12 protein-coding genes are annotated in these 19717 nt (G+C 43.6%); all 12 read left to right on the top strand.

All coding sequences use genetic code 11. The features are described 5' to 3' along the window. Positions 1-23: 23 nt before the first annotated feature. The gene (locus AC1RM2_RS09640; RefSeq protein WP_492984895.1) at positions 24-1613 is read left to right on the top strand and encodes a RagB/SusD family nutrient uptake outer membrane protein; all 1590 of its coding nucleotides are present in this window, start codon (positions 24-26) and stop codon (positions 1611-1613) included. A 24-nt stretch (positions 1614-1637) separates the two neighbouring features. Continuing rightward, complete coding sequence (locus AC1RM2_RS09635) at positions 1638-3137, top strand: glycan-binding surface protein (protein WP_492984894.1); 1500 nt, start codon at positions 1638-1640, stop codon at positions 3135-3137. 61 nt (positions 3138-3198) lie between these two features. Next, entirely contained in the window at positions 3199-4668 is a 1470-nt protein-coding gene (locus AC1RM2_RS09630) for a cellulase family glycosylhydrolase (RefSeq protein ID WP_492984893.1), read from the top strand. A 496-nt stretch (positions 4669-5164) separates the two neighbouring features. Beyond that, complete coding sequence (locus AC1RM2_RS09625; protein ID WP_492984892.1) at positions 5165-5395, top strand: hypothetical protein; 231 nt, start codon at positions 5165-5167, stop codon at positions 5393-5395. 88 nt (positions 5396-5483) lie between these two features. Then, positions 5484-7640: a glycoside hydrolase family 3 C-terminal domain-containing protein gene (locus AC1RM2_RS09620; RefSeq protein ID WP_492984891.1), complete on the top strand. Its 2157-nt coding sequence runs from the start codon at positions 5484-5486 to the stop codon at positions 7638-7640. A gap of 145 nt (positions 7641-7785) precedes the next feature. Then, the gene (locus AC1RM2_RS09615) at positions 7786-9903 is read left to right on the top strand and encodes an alpha-L-arabinofuranosidase family protein (RefSeq protein WP_492984890.1); all 2118 of its coding nucleotides are present in this window, start codon (positions 7786-7788) and stop codon (positions 9901-9903) included. Between the two features lie 47 nt (positions 9904-9950). Further along, positions 9951-11573 carry a glycoside hydrolase family 43 protein gene (locus AC1RM2_RS09610; protein WP_492984889.1) on the top strand — a complete coding sequence of 541 codons (1623 nt, stop codon included), beginning with the start codon at positions 9951-9953 and terminating at the stop codon, positions 11571-11573. Between the two features lie 486 nt (positions 11574-12059). Next, positions 12060-15716, top strand: coding sequence for an ABC transporter permease (locus AC1RM2_RS09605; protein WP_492984888.1), 3657 nt, complete (start codon positions 12060-12062; stop codon positions 15714-15716). Between the two features lie 316 nt (positions 15717-16032). Further along, positions 16033-16746, top strand: a complete 714-nt coding sequence (locus AC1RM2_RS09600; protein ID WP_492984887.1) for an alpha/beta hydrolase — start codon at positions 16033-16035, stop codon at positions 16744-16746. A 209-nt stretch (positions 16747-16955) separates the two neighbouring features. Beyond that, positions 16956-17834 carry a helix-turn-helix domain-containing protein gene (locus AC1RM2_RS09595; protein WP_492984886.1) on the top strand — a complete coding sequence of 293 codons (879 nt, stop codon included), beginning with the start codon at positions 16956-16958 and terminating at the stop codon, positions 17832-17834. Between the two features lie 78 nt (positions 17835-17912). Next, the gene (locus AC1RM2_RS09590; protein WP_492984884.1) at positions 17913-18707 is read left to right on the top strand and encodes an alpha/beta hydrolase; all 795 of its coding nucleotides are present in this window, start codon (positions 17913-17915) and stop codon (positions 18705-18707) included. Positions 18708-19169: 462 nt separating this feature from the next. After that, on the top strand, positions 19170-19592 hold the full coding sequence (locus AC1RM2_RS09585; protein WP_492984882.1) for a hypothetical protein: 423 nt from the start codon (positions 19170-19172) through the stop codon (positions 19590-19592). The last annotated feature ends 125 nt before the right edge of the window (positions 19593-19717 follow it).

Below are 19717 nucleotides of genomic sequence, written 5' to 3'. Positions count from 1 at the left end.
TCACCGATTAAAAATATATGTTTATGAAATCAATTCACAAAATTATCATCATCCTGCTATGTGCGGCAGCAGTAGCCGGATGTAAAAAGAGTTTTTTGGACCGTCCGTCCAACTCGCAGATAAGTTCTCTTAATTTTTACAAAACCACCTCCGATTTACGCCTGGCTACGGCGAGCCTTTACGGCGGTTCGATGTGGTTTCAATGGAACAATGGCGCCTTGATACCGCTTGGCGACGTATTGAGCGGCACCGGCAGCTTTCAGTATAGTAACGATTTAGTACAGCTTTTTACACGCACTATTACCGCGCAAAATGGTTTGGTGACAAATGGCTGGGTTGGGTTGTACAATGTTATAGCGCAATGTAATGGCGTTATCAACGCCATACAGACCCAGGCTGATCCGTCCATTTCGGCGGCAGACAAAAATGCGGCCATAGGTGAGGCAAAATTTATTCGTGCCGTGGCTTATTATCATTTGGCGGTGTATTGGGGTGCAGTGCCAATTATTGAAGATAACAGTAAACTGATAAAAGATCCGCTGCTTCCTCGCAATATCGTTTCCGATGTATATAAATTCGTTGCTAAAGACTTAACCTTCGCAGCGCAAAACCTTCCAAAAACAGACGAAAAAGGCCGGGTAACTACTTGGTCGGCGCAAGGCATGCTGGGTAAAGTATATTTGACGATGGCAGGTGTAGGCAAAAGCGGCAGCCGTGACCAGGCCTTGCTTGACAGTGCTAAAAAGTATGCGGGCAATGTGTGTAAAAAAAGCAATTTAAATTTGCTACCCAGTTATTATGACCTTTTCAAGGCGCAAAACAACGATAACCCTGAATCATTGTTTGCGCTTCAATGGGCCGGAGGTGTAGGTTATGGAGGTGGCAATGCTATACAACTTTATTTTTCGCCAAGCGCGGAGATACTTCCACAAAAACAAGGTGGATGGCAAGCCTTACAACCAACCTATGATTTATACCGGATGTATTCGGCTAAGGATACGGTAAGGCGCAAAGCCACTATTATGCTCAACGGAGATTTTTACCCCGAATTGAATGCTGCCGCCGGTGGCTATAAAGCAACAGGTACCGGCCTTAAAAAACACATTATTGGCAACGATAAAGACAACAATTCGCCAACAATGGATGGATGGTCATCTCCCGAACATAATGCAATCCTCAGGTTGGCCGATGTGTATCTGGTATATGCCGAAGCTATTTTGGGTAATAATAGCACTACGAGCGATGGTGATGCAATAACCTATTTCAATGCTGTGCGGACAAGGGCCGGCGTGGATAAAGTGACTGCGATAACCCCGGCTTTACTGCGTACGGAGAGAAGGGTTGAACTTGCTTTTGAAGGACAATATTGGATAGACCTCGTGAGGTATTCTTATTATGATCCGTCTAATGCTGTGCAGTTTCTTAATAACCAGGATGCCACTCACGGCCGGATTTCGTTTACTTATGACCCTACAACGAAAAAAGCTACAAGGGATACTACTGCCACTCCAATTACGCTTCCGGCAACTGTCAATTCATTTACGTTGCCGGTTCCGTCATCTGAGGTAACCACCGACCCTAAATTGGCACAACCGCCGGTACCATATTATTAATTAAAACATTTTAAATAAATTGTTATGAAAAAGAAATCATACCTAAGCTTGTGTTTTTTGCCGCTTTTATTCATGGTAGTGGCTTTATCACCAGCTTGTAAAAAGAATGCAGATGGCGGCAGCAGTGCTCCTCCGGTTATCGCGGCTATTAAAAGTTATGTGGCCTCACCTAATGATACGGTTTTAAATAGCGCCGTAGCAAAAGGTCAATGGGTGGTAATAACCGGGCAGAATTTGCAAAATGCAACTCAAATTTATTTTGATGGGGTTCCCGCCTCTTTTAACACAGCTTTATTTGCCCCTGGCAGTGCTGTGGTGAAAATCCCTAATATAGAGTTTTCAAAAATTGATACTGCCAAACTGTATACGGTAAAATATGTTACAGGAGCAGGTTCAGCAACGTTCGCTTTTAAATTGGGGCCGCCGGCGCCAACCGTTAGTGCTGTATCCGATGTGTTTGCCGCCCCCGGCGATTCGGTTTATCTGTACGGTTCCAATTTAGTATTGGTTCAGCAGTTTTCATATGGCGGAACCAAAATTCCAAAATTTAACTCGAATGCCGATGGTACCTCCCTTGGTTTTCTGATGCCGGCAACAACATCCGACAAGTTTATCGTAGTAACCACTAAATCCGGTACTGCCCGGGATACCATAAATGCGAAGCCAATCATTAGTGGCATTTCCAACGGTAATGCCAACGCTGGTGATTCGGTTTATGTTTATGGTACTTACCTTAAGACTATCCAGTCAATTTCTTTTGGCGGTGCTACTATTACAAATTTCACAGAAAGTCCACATGGCGCTTATGTTAAGTTTCCGGCCCCAGCTTCGAACAGCTACTCCAGTGGACCAGTGACTATTGTTACCAGTTATGGAACGATTTCTACTCCTTATAAAGTAAATACTCAAAATGGCGTTACTGATGGTCTTTTAGCAAATTTTGAGTGGGGTGATAATTTTGGTTATGCCTGGTGGGGAGATGAAAAAATGGCTTTTGGCCCTGTGGCCGATTTTAATGGTTCGATGGGAACAAATAATACTATGTATATATATTTTGATTCTCCTGTTTTAGATGGCGGTGCAAGTAAGTACGCCCCATTGGGTAATTCTAATACGGGTAATCACTGGGTACCTGTGGCAAATCTTACAGATCCTCCTTCACACTGGGCCCTTCAATTTGAAATAAGTGTGGCCCACCCATGGAATGGAGGTACGCTTTATATAAGAACTGAATTTGCAGGTGACAGTTATGTTGCGCGTTATGAGCCATGGAAAATTCCAGGTTCAAATGTTACCAAAGCTTTTATAACGAAAGGTTGGCAAACCGTAACTATTCCTTTATCTGACTTCAGATTAAAAGTTAAAGAATTAGGGGATGGTGAATCAATTACTCAAATAAGCCAATTATTAGGGCCCACTGGTGCGAGTAGTTATAATATGACTCTTAAAAATTTCGATTCTTCGCCAACTGCAACTGGTGTTTATGCAGCTATTGACAATATTAGGTGTGTGAAAATCAAATAGCCTACAGCCCCACGGCAGCATATCGTCGTGGGGCTTTTTAACTAATTAAAATTAAAATAAAATGAAAATTAAGTATTGTTTTACAATATTGATATCGCTTATTACAGTTATATCTTTATTCTCCTGTAAAAAAACGAAGAATCCGGACCCGCAACTAACAGTTAGTGTACCCACCATAACTTTTACGGGTGAAGGGGGAGCCGAAGACATATCCGTTTCAGCTAATGCCGATTGGAGCATCAGCAATCCTGCTTATTCGTGGCTGCAATTAAGTACAACAACTGGCAAAAGCGGCAGCACTGTAATTCATTTAACAACATTATCGCAAAATGGCACAGGGGCAAGCCGCTCTGGTGTTTTATTCATAAATTGTTCCAACGGCCAGGCAAGAAGGCTGATAGTTTCTCAGGCCCCCACCTTATACCCAGGTTATAATACATCGCCCATAGCGCCAGACATGACCGGAATGAGCAGTAATGCCGTGCAACTGGCTGCAAAAATGCGTACAGGAATGGGAATAAACATTGGCAATACCATGGAATCGCCAAACGAAGCCGACTGGGTGAATAGTAAAGTTACCGAATCGTATATAAAATATATAAAAAGTTTAGGCTTCAATTCTGTACGGCTTCCCTGTAACTGGGTTTGGAGCCATTTAAGTGACCGAAGCAAGGCAAAAATTGATCCTGCATGGCTTGCACGGGTGAAAGAAGTGGTTGGATGGTGTGTGGCTAATGATGTGTATGTGATACTGAATGCTCACGGGGATAGTGGCTGGCTGGAAAATAATGTCAATGCCATAAAGAAAGATTCCGTTAATGCAATGCAAAAGGCAATTTGGGAGCAGATTGCTACAACTATGCGTGATTTTGATGAGCACCTTATTTTTGCCGGCGCAAATGAACCTGCGGCTGACAATGCCGGGCAGATGGCCATACTTAATGGTTATCATGAAACATTCATCAAGGCAGTTCGCTCTACCGGGGGCAGAAACAGTAACCGGGTGCTGGTTGTGCAGGGGCCTCACACTGACAGTTACTTAACTTCTGATCTGATGACTACTCTGCCTCACGACCCGACACCTAATCGTATGATGCTTGAGGTACATAGCTACTCGCCTGCTACATTTACTTTAGTAATCGATGGCGATGTAAGTTGGGGCAAAATGATTTATTACTGGGGAGCCGGAAATCACTCTACTATTGAGCCGGAGCGTAACGCTACCTCTGGAGAAGAGAGTCAGATGATTACCGAATACGGAAAGATGAAAAAGTTTGTTGATAGTGGTATCCCTGTGATACTGGGTGAATATGCAGTATGGAGGCGGAGTCCTGGCCTCGGTAAGCCTACTCCTAAGGATCAGGATATGCACAACAAGTCGGTGGATTACTGGACAACTTTTTCGACTAAAACTATGAGAGCGAATGGTCTTTTACCATTCTGGTGGGAGATAGGTTTTATGTTAGACAGAAAAAACAATGTGATAAAGGACCAGCGCATGTATGATGCCCTTAAGGAAGGATATAAGTAAAAATTAATGTTGAATTAAAGCTTTTTCTGGAATAATGGTACTGTGAAGAGATTAGACAGTACCGTTTTCTGGTAAGTTAAACTTTAAAAAATTCTGTGAGCCATGAGGATCACAGAATTTTTACTTCCATTGATTGGGTTAATGAATACTTCAAGGCGGGCAACGTATTTAAAGCGATACAATTGCCTGCAGGCCAGGCGCCGCTGAAAAGAGGGGCGGGGTTTTAAAAATACGCTGCGTTTCACGATAAAAAGATCAGAAGTCGTGAAAATTAAATAAGAGAGAGTTTAGTTGTTTATAAGTGGATGCCTGGGGCCTTTACTGAGAGGTCCCGGCATTTTTTAAACTATAACAATTCTGTTTTCAACATCGGGATCATGCCGATAAGGAGCGGACAGTTGAAAATTTTAAAGTGAACTGAAGGAAATCAACAGTGATCTATTTGGACGTATGACAATTGCCGCGGCAAATGATATCTGGTTAAAAAATAGAGAATATGGAAAATCAAATGATTTCAAAAGCGCCGGAATTAGATGAAAGTGAAATTAAAGCTTTGATAGAGAATTTTGATACAATTGGTATTTTGCTTAAGGAGCACGTTACTATCGTCAGTAACCCCATCTTGACGCCTGAATCGAAAAAAATGTGTAACGAGGGCCTGGTTCTTATTAAGAAGCTCACTCAAAAATGTTTAGAACATTATGGGTTACGTTACCTTCCAAAATAAGATTTCAACTACACGCTATCTGGATATGGGCCAGCGCTTGCCGCAACCAAATAAACAGCACCGACAAGAAGAAAAGAAATAACATTTTATGAAATATACCATTGCCTGTTTTATGGCATTTTTCGTGGCCGGCGGAGTCTCGGCACAAAATAAAAGTGAGGTTGCGCTTAAAGCGAAGATCACCAGCATCGTCAGCAAAATGACGCTGGAAGAAAAAATAGACATGCTTCACGGCAACGCGCTGTTTTCTTCCGCTGGCGTAAGCCGCTTAGGTATCCCCGAGCTTACGTGCGATGACGGCCCCTTAGGTGTACGCGAGGAAATAAAGCGTTTTGATTGGGCTTCGGCTAACTGGACAACCGATTCTGCCACGTTTTTGCCAAATGGCTCGGCAATAGCGGCCACCTGGAACCCCCTAATGGCCAACCGCTATGGCGTAGTTATAGGCGAAGAAGCGAATGCCCGTAAAAAGATTGTAATGCTTGCACCGGCATTCAATATTTGCAGGATGCCGCTTTGCGGCCGTACCTATGAATATTATTCGGAAGATCCTTATTTAAACAGCCTGTTGGCTGTTCAATCAGTAAAAGGTATTCAAAGCCAGCATGTAGCAGCCTGTATAAAACATTTTGCCGCCAATAACCAGGAACTTAACCGCGATAGCGTAAACACGATAGTTGATGAAAGAGCATTGCGCGAAATTTATTTCCCGGCATTTAAAGCAGCCATACAGCAGGGTAATGCCTATACCATTATGTCGGCCTACAATAAGCTGAACGGCTATTGGTGTTCCGAGAATGATTTCTTATTAAATAAAGTGCTGAAAAATGAGTGGGGCTTTAAAGGAGTGGTCATGTCAGATTGGTCGGGGACGCACCATACCGTTGCTGCGGCCAACAACGGGCTGGATATTGAGATGGGATCAAGCGGACCGTATGATCAGTGGTATTTTGCCCAACCCTTACTAAAAGCTGTTAAGGAAGGCCAGGTTCCGGTAAAAACGATTGACGATAAAGTACGCAGGATTTTGTGGATGATGTACCACACCTCCATGAGTACCAACCATCCTAAAGGATCTATCGCTACACCGGCGCATGCCAAAGCCGCCTATGCTATTGCCTCGGAGTCCATCGTTTTGCTAAAAAACGACAACCATTTGTTGCCTTTAAAAGCAGGTAACATTAAAAGCATTGCTGTCATTGGCGATAATGCCATCCGCACATTTGCTTTGGGCGGGTATGGTGCCGGTGTAAAAGCTAAATATGAGGTTACCGCGTTAGCAGGTATAAAATCAAGGTTCGGTAAAACAGCGAGTATCAGCTTTGCCCAGGGCTATAAAGCAAACTACCTGGCCAGTAATACTGATAAGCAGAATAGTGGCTACGACCAACCCGATCAAAAGCTGATTGACGAGGCGGTAGCACTTGCTAAAACCAGCGATGTTGCCATTTTATGTATCGGTTCCAATCGTGAATATGAAAGTGAAGCTCATGACCGTAAAAGCCTGGAACTGCCTTTTGGGGAGCAGGCGTTGGTTAACGCGGTTACCGCAGCCAACCCCAATACTATTATCGTAATCATGGCGGGTGCTCCTTACGATCTGAATGAAATCAAAAAAAACAACCAGGCGGTTGTTTGGTCGTGGTTTAACGGTTCAGAAGCCGGTAATGCACTGGCCGATGTATTAAAAGGTGTTGTAAACCCATCGGGCAAATTACCATTTACATTTCCTGTATCGTTAAATGATTCTCCTGCTTTCACTTTAAATACTTACCCGGGTAAAGACATGACAGCTGAATATAAAGAAGGCATACTGGTTGGATACCGCTGGTACGACACCAGGAAAATTCAACCGCAGTTTCCTTTTGGTTATGGGCTCTCTTATACTGATTTTTCCATCAGCCATTTTTCGGCTGATAAAAAAACCTACGGAAAAAATGAAACCATCCACGCAAAATTTACTATCAAAAATACAGGCAACCGTTATGGGGCCGAAGTTGTGCAATTATATATAAGCGATCCGGTTAGTTCGGTTCTGCGTCCTGAAAAGGAACTTAAAGGTTTTAAAAAGATATTTTTAAAGCCCGGTGAAACTAAAACCGTCGAACTGGATATAAAGGTTGGCGATCTGGCTTTTTATGACGAAACAAAAAAAGGATGGAATGCAGAAGCCGGTGAATACATCCTTCAATTAGGTAATTCGTCCCGTAACATCATTCAGAAAGTGAAAATTTTAGTTAAATAAAGTCATTTCAGAAGGGTTGTGAAGTCTAAGGAAAATCAGTCAACTGGACTTCCTAATACCGATAAACTCAGAAATAATTTCAATGGGAATGACCCGTTGGTCTTGCAAATAAGTGTAAAAAACACAATAAATAATATTAAATTTCATGATGAAAAAGTTATTACCTATTTCAATTTTGTGCCTGTTCCTGTTCACTGCAACAAGCTTGAAAGCGCAAAACCCTAAGCTGACGCTTGATTTAACTAAGTCTGGTGCAAATGTAAGTCCGCAACTGTATGGGTTGATGACCGAAGAGATCAACCATTCGTACGATGGCGGTTTGTATGCCGAGCTAATCAAAAACAGGATATTTAAGGACAACCCAAATACGCCGGAAGCATGGAGCGTAATCAGGGAAGGTGGTGCGAAGGCCACCATTCAATTAGTTGCCGCAAACCCCGGCAATGTACCCGCCGATCAGCAGCGCCAGGCAATTAATGGCGCGTTAACTACCTGTTTAAAACTCATGGTGGATACCGGTGGTGGCCGGGCCGGCATTGCAAATGAAGGTTATTGGGGCATACCTGTTTTGCCTAATACAACTTATAGCGCTTCTTTTTATATGAAGGGCACGGACAGCAAGCCATTTCCCCCTCGCCCCTGGGAGCCCAAGCCTAAAATTACTGTTCCTGTAATTGCTGATAACACGGCCGGGCCAATAACTGTAAGTATAGAAAGCAATGACGGTAAAACGGTCTATGCTTCGGGGACCATTAATCTGGTAAAAAGCACCTTTTGGAAAAAATACGAATTGAAGTTAACTACGGCGGCCGGCATTGCACCCACCACGGATGCCCGTTTTGTGATTTCGACAAACCGCACCGGGGTTTATTATTTTAACCTGGTTTCTTTATTTCCACCCACATACAATAACCACGCGAATGGCAACAGGGTGGATCTGATGAAGATGTTGGCTGATATGAAACCCCGTTTTTTACGTTTCCCCGGCGGTAATTTCCTTGAAGGCCCGAAATTGAACGACGCGTTTCCATGGAAAACTACTTTGGGCCCGCTTGAAGGGCGGCCCGGCCATACCGGCTCATGGGGCTATCACCCTACCGACGGGATGGGCTTACTTGAATTTTTAGAATGGTGCGAAGACCTGAAAATGGAGCCGCTGCTTGCCGTTTATGCCGGCTATTCACTCGACGGCGACCATGTGGATGCCGGTCCGCTTTTAAAGCCATATGTAGACGATGCGCTTGATGAAATTGAATATGTAACGGGCGACGTACACACGTACTGGGGCGCCAAGCGTGCGGCAGATGGGCACCCGGCACCTTTTAAACTCAGCTATGTGGAGATTGGTAACGAAGACGGGTTTGACGAGTCTGGCAGTTACGACGGACGTTTTGCCCAGTTTTATGATGGCATTAAAGCCAGATACCCGGATCTTCACTGTATCGCAACCATCGGCGGTAAAGACTGGCTTGGGACCAGGGGTAAATTAACCATCCGCAAGCCCGAAATTGTAGATGAACATTATTACCGCAATGCCTGGGGGATGGAAGAGGACGCGGCACATTATGATAACTACGACCGCAATGGATATAAAGTGTTTGTAGGTGAATGGGCAACAACGGAAGGCATGCCCACCACCAATTTGAATGCTGCCCTCGGTGATGCCGCCTGGATGACAGGTATGGAACGAAATTCGGACCTCGTTATCCGCTCATGCTACGCGCCATTATTTGCAAATGTAAACAAGGCCACTGCAACCGTGCCGAAAGCATGGCAATGGGAATCAAACCTGATAGGTTATGATGCATTGACAAGTTTTGGTTCGCCCTCGTACTATGTACAAGTAATGTTTAACAGCTATATCGGCAATAAAGTGGTGCCTGTAGCGGGCACCAATATCCCTACCCAAACGCGGCCTGCCACCAAACAGGACAGCGCGGCGAACAACATGCCCGCACCTATCCCAGCCATGTTTTATGTAGCTACCCGGGACACCAAAACTGGAAAACTGTTTCTTAAGGTAGTAAATGTAACAGGAAAGCCGCAGCAGGTTGATATTGATCTGAAGGGGGCCGGAAAGCTTTCTCCCGAGGGTATTATAGTGGTAATAAAAGGTGATAAACCCGAAGATACGAACACGATCAGCGATCCGGTAAAAATAGTTCCGGTTACCTCCAAAATAAAAGTGGCCGGGGCTAAGTTTACAAGGACCTTCGATCCATATTCAGTAAGCGTGCTTCAAATAAATACATTCACTAAATAATTAAAACCAGGTAAGAATATTATCAGGACAAAAAGACAAATGTGAATATGAGAAACAAGATTTACAGGTTATGGACAACGGCCTTAATTATCACGCTTATAGCGCCATGTTTATATGCACAAAAAGCCACTAATCCCATTATTTATGCGGATGTACCGGACATATCAATAGAACGTGTAGGCAATAGCTATTACATGAGCAGCACAACGATGCACATGAGCCCCGGTGTACCGATTATGAAGTCGCACGACCTGGTGACCTGGAAGACGGTGGGTTATGCATACGATACTTTAGCAAACATTGATGCAACAAATCTCACAAATGGCAAAAGCATGTATGGGGAGGGTTCGTGGGCAAGTTCTATTCGTTTCCATAATGGCACCTATTATGTAAGCACATTTGCGTCAACCACAGGCAAAACTCACATCTACTCTACAAACGATGTCGAAAAAGGCCCATGGAAAGCAAGGTCATTTACCCCCCTGATGGGCGACAACTCCTTGTTTTTTGATGATGACGGAAAGGTTTATATGATTAGCGGGGGCGGGAAGTTGAGGTTGGTTGAACTGAAAGACGATCTTTCGGGCATAAAACCGGGCGGAACGGATGAAACCATTATTGAAAATGCAAGCTTGCCATCAGGCGGCACCGGTCTTCCGGCCGAAGGCTCCCAACTTTTTAAGATCCGCGGCAAATATTATCTTTTCAATATTACATGGCCAAAGGGCGGTATGCGCACTGTCATCATCCACCGGGCAGATAAGATCACCGGCCCGTACGAAGGACGAATTGGCCTCCAGGATTTAGGTGTGGCGCAGGGAGGATTGGTCGAAGCGCCAAATGGGGCCTGGTATTCTTATTTGTTCCGTGATTATGGCTCGGTGGGCCGTATTCCCTATTTGGTCTCTGTAAAGTGGATGGATGGATGGCCCGTTTTGGGCACTGGCGGCAAAGTGACCGATACACTCGACCTGCCGGCCGGTAAAGGTTTAATCCCAGGAATTGTTGCTTCGGACGAGTTTGCCCGTAAAAAAGGTGAACGTGCAATACCACTGGTTTGGCAATGGAACCATAACCCGGATAATAGCTTGTGGTCTGTTACCGCGCGTAAAGGGTATTTACGACTCACCACCGGCAGGATCGACACCAATTTCCTGATGGCTCGAAATTCATTGACACAACGCACTATTGGCCCGGTATGCTCCGGGACCGTTTCGCTCGACGTTTCTAAAATGAAAGATGGTGATTTTGCAGGTTTGGGCCTTTTGCAAAAAAATTACGGATTGGCTGGTGTAAAAATAACAGGGGATAGCAAAGCTATTATAATGATCAATGCAAGCACCGGAAAATCTGTAGAAGCACAAAAAATCCCCTTAAACCAAAATGTAGTATACTTTAAAGCGGAATGCAATTTTACGAACAGAAAAGACGCGGCAGACTTTTTTTATAGCCTGGACGGGAAAACGTGGATACCATTGGGCACACAATTAAAAATGGCCTATACCTTCCCGCATTTCATGGGCTATCGTTTTGCTTTGTTTAATTATGCTACAAAAAATATAGGGGGCGCGGCCGACTTTGACTTTTTTCATATAACAGGTTCCATTTCCCCATTGTATGACATTAGAGATCAATCATACGGAGTATACGGTACTATCAGAGGGTATTAATGGAGGAGAGGCTTATGATTGCAATCTTTAAAAAACACGATTAAGCTTGTGAAAAAAGGAAGCAGCTGCGGCAAGCGGCTCCATACTTCCGCCGCCGGCCTCGCTACCAGGCAAACCGCAATTGCTGTTTGCAAGATAAGCAGTTCGTTAACCATTCATTCACCGGTAAAGCAAAGGTAGCCCACGCCGGGATAAAACCTCAAGGCTATACAAGCAGGCAATTGTGTTTTGTTTTTCTGTGGCTTGCCCGGTCGTGACATTTTACCCGGCTACGCACTGTTGGTTGCTCAACTGGTAAAAATGGAATGCCGCGTGCCTGACTTGCAAAGCGTATAAGCATGGGGGCGAAAAATGCCCGTTCCTGTTCAATTCAAAAGCGAACATCTTGCTGTTCGCTTTTATTACAATCTTAATAATACTGCATTTTTAATTGGCAGGATATCAGTATATTAGTTGTTTGGAATAACGATTGAGCTATTTGATGTCTTGAAGCCATATACATTCCATATCACCCCTTACGATTTTGCTTTTTTGGCAGTGGTATTTATCGGCCTCACTTTTATCATGCTGTTATGGTTTACCAAAAGCATTAACCGCCCTGCAAATCGTTTTCTCGCCCTGGGGCTGCTAACTATTGTTTTATGGATGACTTGGTTGTTGGGGAAAAGCGTTGACCTGGACGCTTACTTTCCTTATTGGAGCCGGCTGCCATTTCAATTTTCGCTGGCGCTTGGGCCGCTTATTTATTTTTATGTACTTAAGATAAGCCGGCCGGGATATAAATTACGTCGAAAGGATCTGCTGCACTTTATCCCCTCGCTACTGCAACAGGGCATACTTGTATTGGAGATTGACCAAAGCATCGATACCGGCACAGCAACTTATAATACGCCCCTCTTTAGGCAAATGAGCCCGGTGTTGAATATGGCGGCGTTTATTTCGGTGTTTGTCTACTTGTATATTTCGTTCAAGCTGATAGAGCACTATTATCAACAGCTGAAATTCAATACCCTAAATGACAGGTACCGCAATCAAATGCGCTGGCTGCATCGTTTAATCAAGGCTTTTGGCCTGTTATGGTTGTTGTGGGTGCCATATACATTGGTAGATTATTTTTATTTCCATTACAGTTTAGGTATAAGTGCTTACTATTCTTTGTACCTGATGTTGGCGGGAATGATGATTTGGATAGCTGCCACTGTTCATTCAAAACCGGAAACCACGGTGCTGGTGCCGACAATACGAATTTCAAAACCTACAACCCCCGCGTCGCTAAGGCAAAAAGGTAACTGGCTGAAGAAGGTACTTGGAGATAAACGTTATTATCAGGACCCGGAATTAAGTTTAAGTTCACTTGCTAAAAAGCTTAACCTCAGCGCCCATGAACTATCGCGGATAATTAACACCGGACTCAAAAAAAGTTTCAATGATTTTATCAATGAATACCGGGTTTTAGATGCAGCCCGTAAAATGGAAGATCCGGCCTACAACCATATCACACTGCTGGGCATTGCATATGAATCAGGCTTTAACGCCCAAAGCACGTTTAGCCGTATTTTTAAGCAGGCCACCGGTAAAACTCCTCTGGAATATAAAAATGATCTGAAAAAAGGCTTCCCATCCTATAATTTGAGAAGTATTACGCTATCTGCTGCGGTAATTTCGAACCATGAAGCCACTATCAGGTGGTCTGCAGGGAAATTAAACCGTAGTTATATGTTCAAAAATTATTTAAAAATAGCGTGGCGCAATATCGTTCGCCATCAAAGTTACTCGGCCATTAATATAGCCGGCCTGGCAGTAGGGATTGCAGCCAGCCTGCTTATATTTGTGGTTGTTCAATATGAACTGAGTTTTGATACGTATCAGCCGGGTTATAAAAACACCTACCGCATCGTTACCAAAAAAGAGCGGGAAGGCAACATCAGATACAGTGCCGGGATATCGGCGCCTGCGGTAGACGCCTTTCGCCTTTATTTTCCGCAGGCCACCGTTGCGGGCATCAACGCCATTTATGGCAGCCAGATTGTGGCCCCGGCGGTAAATGGTAACCCGGCAGCAGATAAAAAATTTGTAGAAAACACCGGCATCATGTTCGCCGAACCTGAGTTGTTTGATGTTTTTTCAGCAACCTGGCTGGCCGGCAGTGCATCAGCTTTAAAGGATCCCAATATGGTGGTGATTGATCAAAGCAGCGCGATAAAATACTTTGGCGATTGGCACTTGGCTGTAGGAAAAACACTCAGGATGGACAACCTGCTTACACTAAAGGTAGCAGGCGTAATACAGGATGTACCTGCTAATACCGACCTTCCGTTTAAAGTGTTGGTTTCATACATCACATGGAAACAGAACGCGAAAAGCTACAACTATATAAATACCTGGGACGAAACCAGCAGTGACTGCCAGGTATACATCAAATTCCCGGCAAATGTATCGCAAAGCACCGTAGACAGGCAAATGCTAAGCTTTTCAAAAAAACAATTTGAAAATAATAAACGTACCGGCCGGAAGAGATTTGCTGTAGCACAGCCTTTATCAGCCATCCACTTCGATACCAGTTTTGGCGGTACGCTGGGCGATCATGTAACCAGCAAGTCTACGCTGCGCACATTGTCGCTTATAGCAGTACTGATAGTCATTATGGCATCCATCAATTTCATTAATCTATCAACTGCGCAATCGGTCGGCCGTTCTAAAGAGGTGGGAATTCGCAAGGTGTTGGGCAGCCGCCGCGGGCAATTGATAGGCCTGGTGATGTGCGAAACGACCATTATCGTACTGTTTTCTACCGGTCTTGCTATAGTTGTGGCCGAACTGGTTTTCCCATTACTTAAGCGCATTGCCAGCGTGCCCGATATCATAAGCCTGTTCAGTCCCGGTATATTGCTTTGCCTGGCTTATTTAATATGCGCAGTAGTCCTTCTTTCCGGGGTATACCCGGCAATTATTGTATCGGGGTTCAAACCTATCCAGGCGTTGAAAAACAAAATCAACTCCAAAGCGGCGGGTGGCATATCGCTCCGCCGGGTATTGGTAGTTACGCAGTTCGCCATTTCACAGTTACTGATTATTGGAACGGCTATCGCCGTTAAACAAATGGATTTTGTAAACAACGCCGATCTTGGTTTTAATAAACAAGCGGTCCTTGCCGTACCTTGCCCTGCCGATAGCGTTGGCCTATCGCGCCTGAACAGCTTTAAACAACAGGTACTTGCGTTGCCGGGTGTGCAAGCGGCCAGCTTTTCAGCTGATGTGCCGTCTTCAGTACATAACAATTCCAGCAATTTCTTCTTCAATCATTCCGAAAAAGATCCTGGCTTTGATATTTTCATGAAGGTAGCCGATGCTGATTATTTTAAAACATTTGGCCTCAAATTTATAGCTGGGAAAGGCTATGAACCCAGCGATACCGCGCGGCAGTTGGTGGTTAACGAAACTTTTATACGCAAACTTGGCCTTAAACGTGCAGACGAAGCTTTGGGCAAAACCATCACCTTCGATAGTTACGGAAATCTGCCTATCGTAGGCGTTGTTGCCGATTTTAAAACAAATTCGATGCGCGAAGAAATCAAACCCCTGGTGATGTACCCCTTCAAACAATTGGAGCAGGAAATTGCGGTAAAAATTGAAGGGAAAAACCTGAGGAAAACGGTCGCACTTGTGCAAAGCACCTGGGAAAAGAAATATCCCGAGTACGCCTACACCGGCTTTTTTGTTGATGACAGCATTGCCAAATTTTATAAGCAGGAGAACCAGCTGGAACTGATTTATAAGGTATTTGCACTTATTGCCATTTTTATTTCCTGTCTTGGGCTGTATGGACTGGTTTCGTTTATGGCAGTACAGCGTACCAGGGAGGTAGGGATACGAAAAGTTTTAGGCGCATCAATTAACAGCATTCTGTATTTGTTTTCGAAGGAATTTTTAGCGCTTATTGTGGCAGCATTTGTAATTAGTGCACCCGCCGCCTGGTACCTGATGAACGGATGGCTGCAAACTTTTGCCTATCGTATTTCGCCGGGTGTATTGGTTTTTGTTGGAGCCATTGGAATTTCGTTATTGATAGGTTGGTTAACTATAGGCTACAAAGCATTAAAAGCCGCACTGGCAAACCCGGTGAAAAGTTTGCGGAGTGAATGATTATTTGTTAGTAGTTTAGAGACCGTTAGTGAAGCAGCTAATGAAAATGATCCGATGTTATTTTAGCTCGGCTGGCATAATTTAATAAAAACTATACAGCGACCAAGGCTTTCTAATTGCCTTAGGAGTAATTAAATCTATATACAAAAAACGCCTTTTAGTGCTAAAGGCCGTACCTGCTAACTTTGGTAATTCCGCAAAATTTAACAAAAGGAAATAATTACAACTAACCGGGAAATGTGCTCATTATCCGCCCTGTTTTTTCGCTGCATCTTTGTATTGTTAAAACAAAACAAAAACTTTAAAAACAAAAACAATGAAAAATCAAGCAAAAACTCAGGCAGTAAAAAACGTAGTATTGGTACATGGCGCATTCGCCGATGGTTCGGGTTATAAAGGTGTTTATGAAAACCTTACCAAACAGGGTTACCACGTAACCGTTGTACAAAACCCGCTCACTTCGCTGGAAAATGATGTAACAGCAACAAAACTGGCGCTGGATGCCCAAGACGGCCCGGCTATTCTTGCAGGCCATTCCTGGGGAGGTGCGGTAATTACACAGGCAGGTAACCACCCTAACGTTGCAGGCTTGGTTTATATCGCCGCATTCCAGCCGGATAACAATGAATCGGCGCTTCAATGGTTCCAAACCGCCCAGCCTGCACCGGAAAACGGCGTGTTGCCTCCTGATGATAAAGGCATTGTTTACTATGATAAAGCAAAATTTCACGCCGGTTTCTGCGGTGATTTGAGCAAAGAAGAAGCTGAATTTATGTATGCATCACAAGGCGCCTTCTACGCTCAATGTTTTGTAAGCCCCATTTCGGACGCCGCATGGAGAAATAAGCCCACATTCGGTATTGTAGCTACCGATGATAAAAGCATCAATCCCGAAATTCAGCGTGCTATGTACAAACGTTCCGATACAAAAGTTACCGAGATTGAAGGCAGTCACGCTGTTTATATCTCGCAGCCGCAAAAAGTAGCTGCTGTGATAGTTGAAGCAGCACAAACAGTATCTGTCAATTAATCTTACAGGTCAATATAATTTATGCCCCATTTACGGTTCACAGTAAATGGGGCTTTGTATTTTATAGAAGCCGGGAACAGGCATCCTCAAAACCCGGGAATTGTAATTTAAAGTTTGGGGTTCCATTGTACTTTCGTACTTTGAACGTCGGTTAAGCAGAAGCTGGTGGTTACCCCGTATTTGCTTGTAATAAATTTATTTAATCGACAATGAGACTTAAACTAAGGGAGGAAAACACGGGCGGGGAATTACTGCTTTTTAAGGACGAGGTGGCATTTGACCGGTTGTTTTTCAGTAAAGACCGGTTCAATAAGTATTTTACTATAGCGTGGAACACAGGAGAAAGCCAAACGGTTACCATCGACGGATCTGAATATGATTTTCCGTCCAATTCTCTGCTAACCCTTTTGTTCAATCAATCTTTCAGTTTTAAAAATTCTGTAAATATTATTGCCTGGCAGTTTAACCGTGAATTTTACTGCATTATCGATCACGATAGTGAGGTAAGCTGTGTTGGGTTCCTGTTTAGCAGTACCGATCATATGTTTGTTAAGCTGGATGACCTGGCACAACAAAAGTTACAACTGCTATCCGACGTTTTTATTGAGGAATTCAAAACTTCTGACAATATCCAGAGTGAAATGTTGCTGGTGCTGCTAAAGCGCCTGATTATGTATGTAACCCGGCTGGCCAGGTTTGGGTATGTACCGGCCAAAAAACTCCAGGACGAAAGGTTTCACATCATCCGGAAGTTTAACCTGCTGGTAGAAGCAAATTTTAAAACCGAGCACTCTGTTAGTTTTTATGCGGAGCAACTTTGTAAGGCACCCAAAACCTTATCTAATCTGTTTGCAATTTTCAACCAGAAAACGCCTTCGCAAATTATACAGGATAGGATTGTAGTGGAGGCCAGGCGGCTCCTGTGCTATACCGACAGATCGATAAAACACATTACTTTTGAGCTCGGGTTTGAAGACGTACCTTACTTCTCCAACTTCTTCAAAAAAAACATGGGCGTATCGCCATCTGATTTCAGAAATTCGCCAAAAAATTTTCAGGAAGGGAAAAAATTACAACTAACCGGGTAATGTGCATATAAACTCCGCCTGCTTTTCAACCCACCTTTGTATTGTTGATTCAAACAAAAAACTTCAACAACAAAAACGATGAAAAAGCAAACAATAAAAAACACATTGAAAGCAGGGCTTTTAATTTTAACAGTGGCTCTTTTTGCTGTAACCGGCACGGTAACTAAAGCAAGTGCACAAACAATAAAAAATGTAGTGCTGGTACATGGCGCATTCGCCGATGGCTCCGGATGGAAAGCCCTTTACACCGTACTTACAAAAAAAGGCTACAACGTTACTGTGGTGCAAAATCCGTTAACATCGCTTGAAGATGATGTAGCCGCAACCAGGACAGCGCTTGACAAGCAAGACGGTCCTTGTATCCTTGTTGGGCATTCATGGGGAGGAGCCGTTATCACCGAAGCAGGTAATCATCCCAAAGTGGCGGCATTGGTTTATGTAGCTGCATTCCAACCCGACAAAGGCGAATCGGCATTACAATGGTTACAAACTGCGCCTCCTGCTCCCGAAAATGGAGTACTGGCACCAGACGATAAGGGTATTGTTTACTACGACAAAGCTAAATATCATGCAGGTTTTTGTGCAGATATAAGCCAGGAGGAAGCCGATTTTATGTACGCTTCACAAGGTGCATTTTATGCCAAAGGTTTTATCACACCAATTTCTGATCCAGCCTGGAGACATAAACCAGCTTACGCCTGTATTGCAACCGAAGACAAAAGCATCAACCCCGTTATCCAGCATAAGATGTACGAGCGCTCAAACACTAAAGTAACAGAAGTGAAAGGCAGCCACGTAATCTTCATGTCGCAACCGCAGGCAGTGGCCAGGGTGATCATCCAGGCTGCAAATGAAGTTTCGGCAAGTCATTAATCCGTAAGCAAGATCTTCCCGGATACTAATGGTTTATCCCCGCTCTGATGAGTGGGGATTTTTTTATTCTTACGCTTTCTTGTGCAATTTTAAAAAAATACAGGGAGTTGGGTATAGCCAACACCTCTCCGTAGCCCATTAGTCGATAGTTAATTACTATTCATCGATACATTTCTTTTACCGTCTCAATATAAATTATATTAGCCTTTACTATCATAGTAAAGATTTGTCAGGATAAAATTTATTTCCTGTTGCGAATCGGCTTAGGAAAAAACGCTATTGATTTATATGATCGGATAAATTATATAAAAAAGATGATAGCAAATTTTCCGTCTATTGCCTGTTAAATACCGGCAATTCAATAATTGACAAACAGCCCGAAAGGCGAGTGGTTCGATTTTTCTACCTAAATCAAATTAAATTTTAATAAGGCTTTGCAGGCAAAATTGAGTAATTAAAAATATGAAATACTTAGAGAATACAGTTTCATCCATGTCAAGATTAGATCGGTTTAAGGAAGAGTACATGCAATTAGCAGAGGCGGTTAATGCTTTTAAATCCGAAGCGGTTCAATTGGTGATTGCAGAACGTCTTGTTACACTTATTCATGGCGCTGCTGATGAGAATGCTACTGTGGTAAAAAGCAGTAACGTTCAATTTTTAGGGAAAAAGCCGGGAGCCACCAAAGCAGTTCAGCGGTTGCTGCAAACTGATTATTTTGATTCGCCCAGGGCAATTGGCGACATTGTTGCTCATTGCGCTAAATTGTTCGGCAAAGATTATAAAACATCTGAGTTTTCGGGCGTATTGTCATTTCACGTCAAGGAAGGTAACCTTTCAAGAACCGAGGGGGAATATAGCAGCCGCTTTGTTTATTTTAGATAACGCTCCAAACACTTTTAGGATTAGATTAAATGCCACAAATCCCTTTCTGCAATTTACTCCCGCCCGGTTATAAGTCAACCCGTTGAAAAGCGGGCTACGGCAATTTACAATTTAAACACCCCGGT

The organism is Mucilaginibacter sp. GW822-FHT03E02 (genome assembly GCF_058801545.1).
The sequence above is the reverse complement of the archived record's forward strand: the minus strand, read 5'-3'. Positions and strand labels throughout refer to the sequence as shown.

Coding starts and splice junctions, on each gene's coding strand:
- AC1RM2_RS09600 (WP_492984887.1), top strand. CDS start 16,033: ATGAAAAATCAAGCAAAAACTCAGGCAGTAAAAAACGTAGTATTGGTA.
- AC1RM2_RS09615 (WP_492984890.1), top strand. CDS start 7,786: ATGATGAAAAAGTTATTACCTATTTCAATTTTGTGCCTGTTCCTGTTC.
- AC1RM2_RS09620 (WP_492984891.1), top strand. CDS start 5,484: ATGAAATATACCATTGCCTGTTTTATGGCATTTTTCGTGGCCGGCGGA.
- AC1RM2_RS09635 (WP_492984894.1), top strand. CDS start 1,638: ATGAAAAAGAAATCATACCTAAGCTTGTGTTTTTTGCCGCTTTTATTC.
- AC1RM2_RS09595 (WP_492984886.1), top strand. CDS start 16,956: ATGAGACTTAAACTAAGGGAGGAAAACACGGGCGGGGAATTACTGCTT.
- AC1RM2_RS09640 (WP_492984895.1), top strand. CDS start 24: ATGAAATCAATTCACAAAATTATCATCATCCTGCTATGTGCGGCAGCA.
- AC1RM2_RS09585 (WP_492984882.1), top strand. CDS start 19,170: ATGAAATACTTAGAGAATACAGTTTCATCCATGTCAAGATTAGATCGG.
- AC1RM2_RS09590 (WP_492984884.1), top strand. CDS start 17,913: ATGAAAAAGCAAACAATAAAAAACACATTGAAAGCAGGGCTTTTAATT.
- AC1RM2_RS09625 (WP_492984892.1), top strand. CDS start 5,165: ATGGAAAATCAAATGATTTCAAAAGCGCCGGAATTAGATGAAAGTGAA.
- AC1RM2_RS09610 (WP_492984889.1), top strand. CDS start 9,951: ATGAGAAACAAGATTTACAGGTTATGGACAACGGCCTTAATTATCACG.
- AC1RM2_RS09630 (WP_492984893.1), top strand. CDS start 3,199: ATGAAAATTAAGTATTGTTTTACAATATTGATATCGCTTATTACAGTT.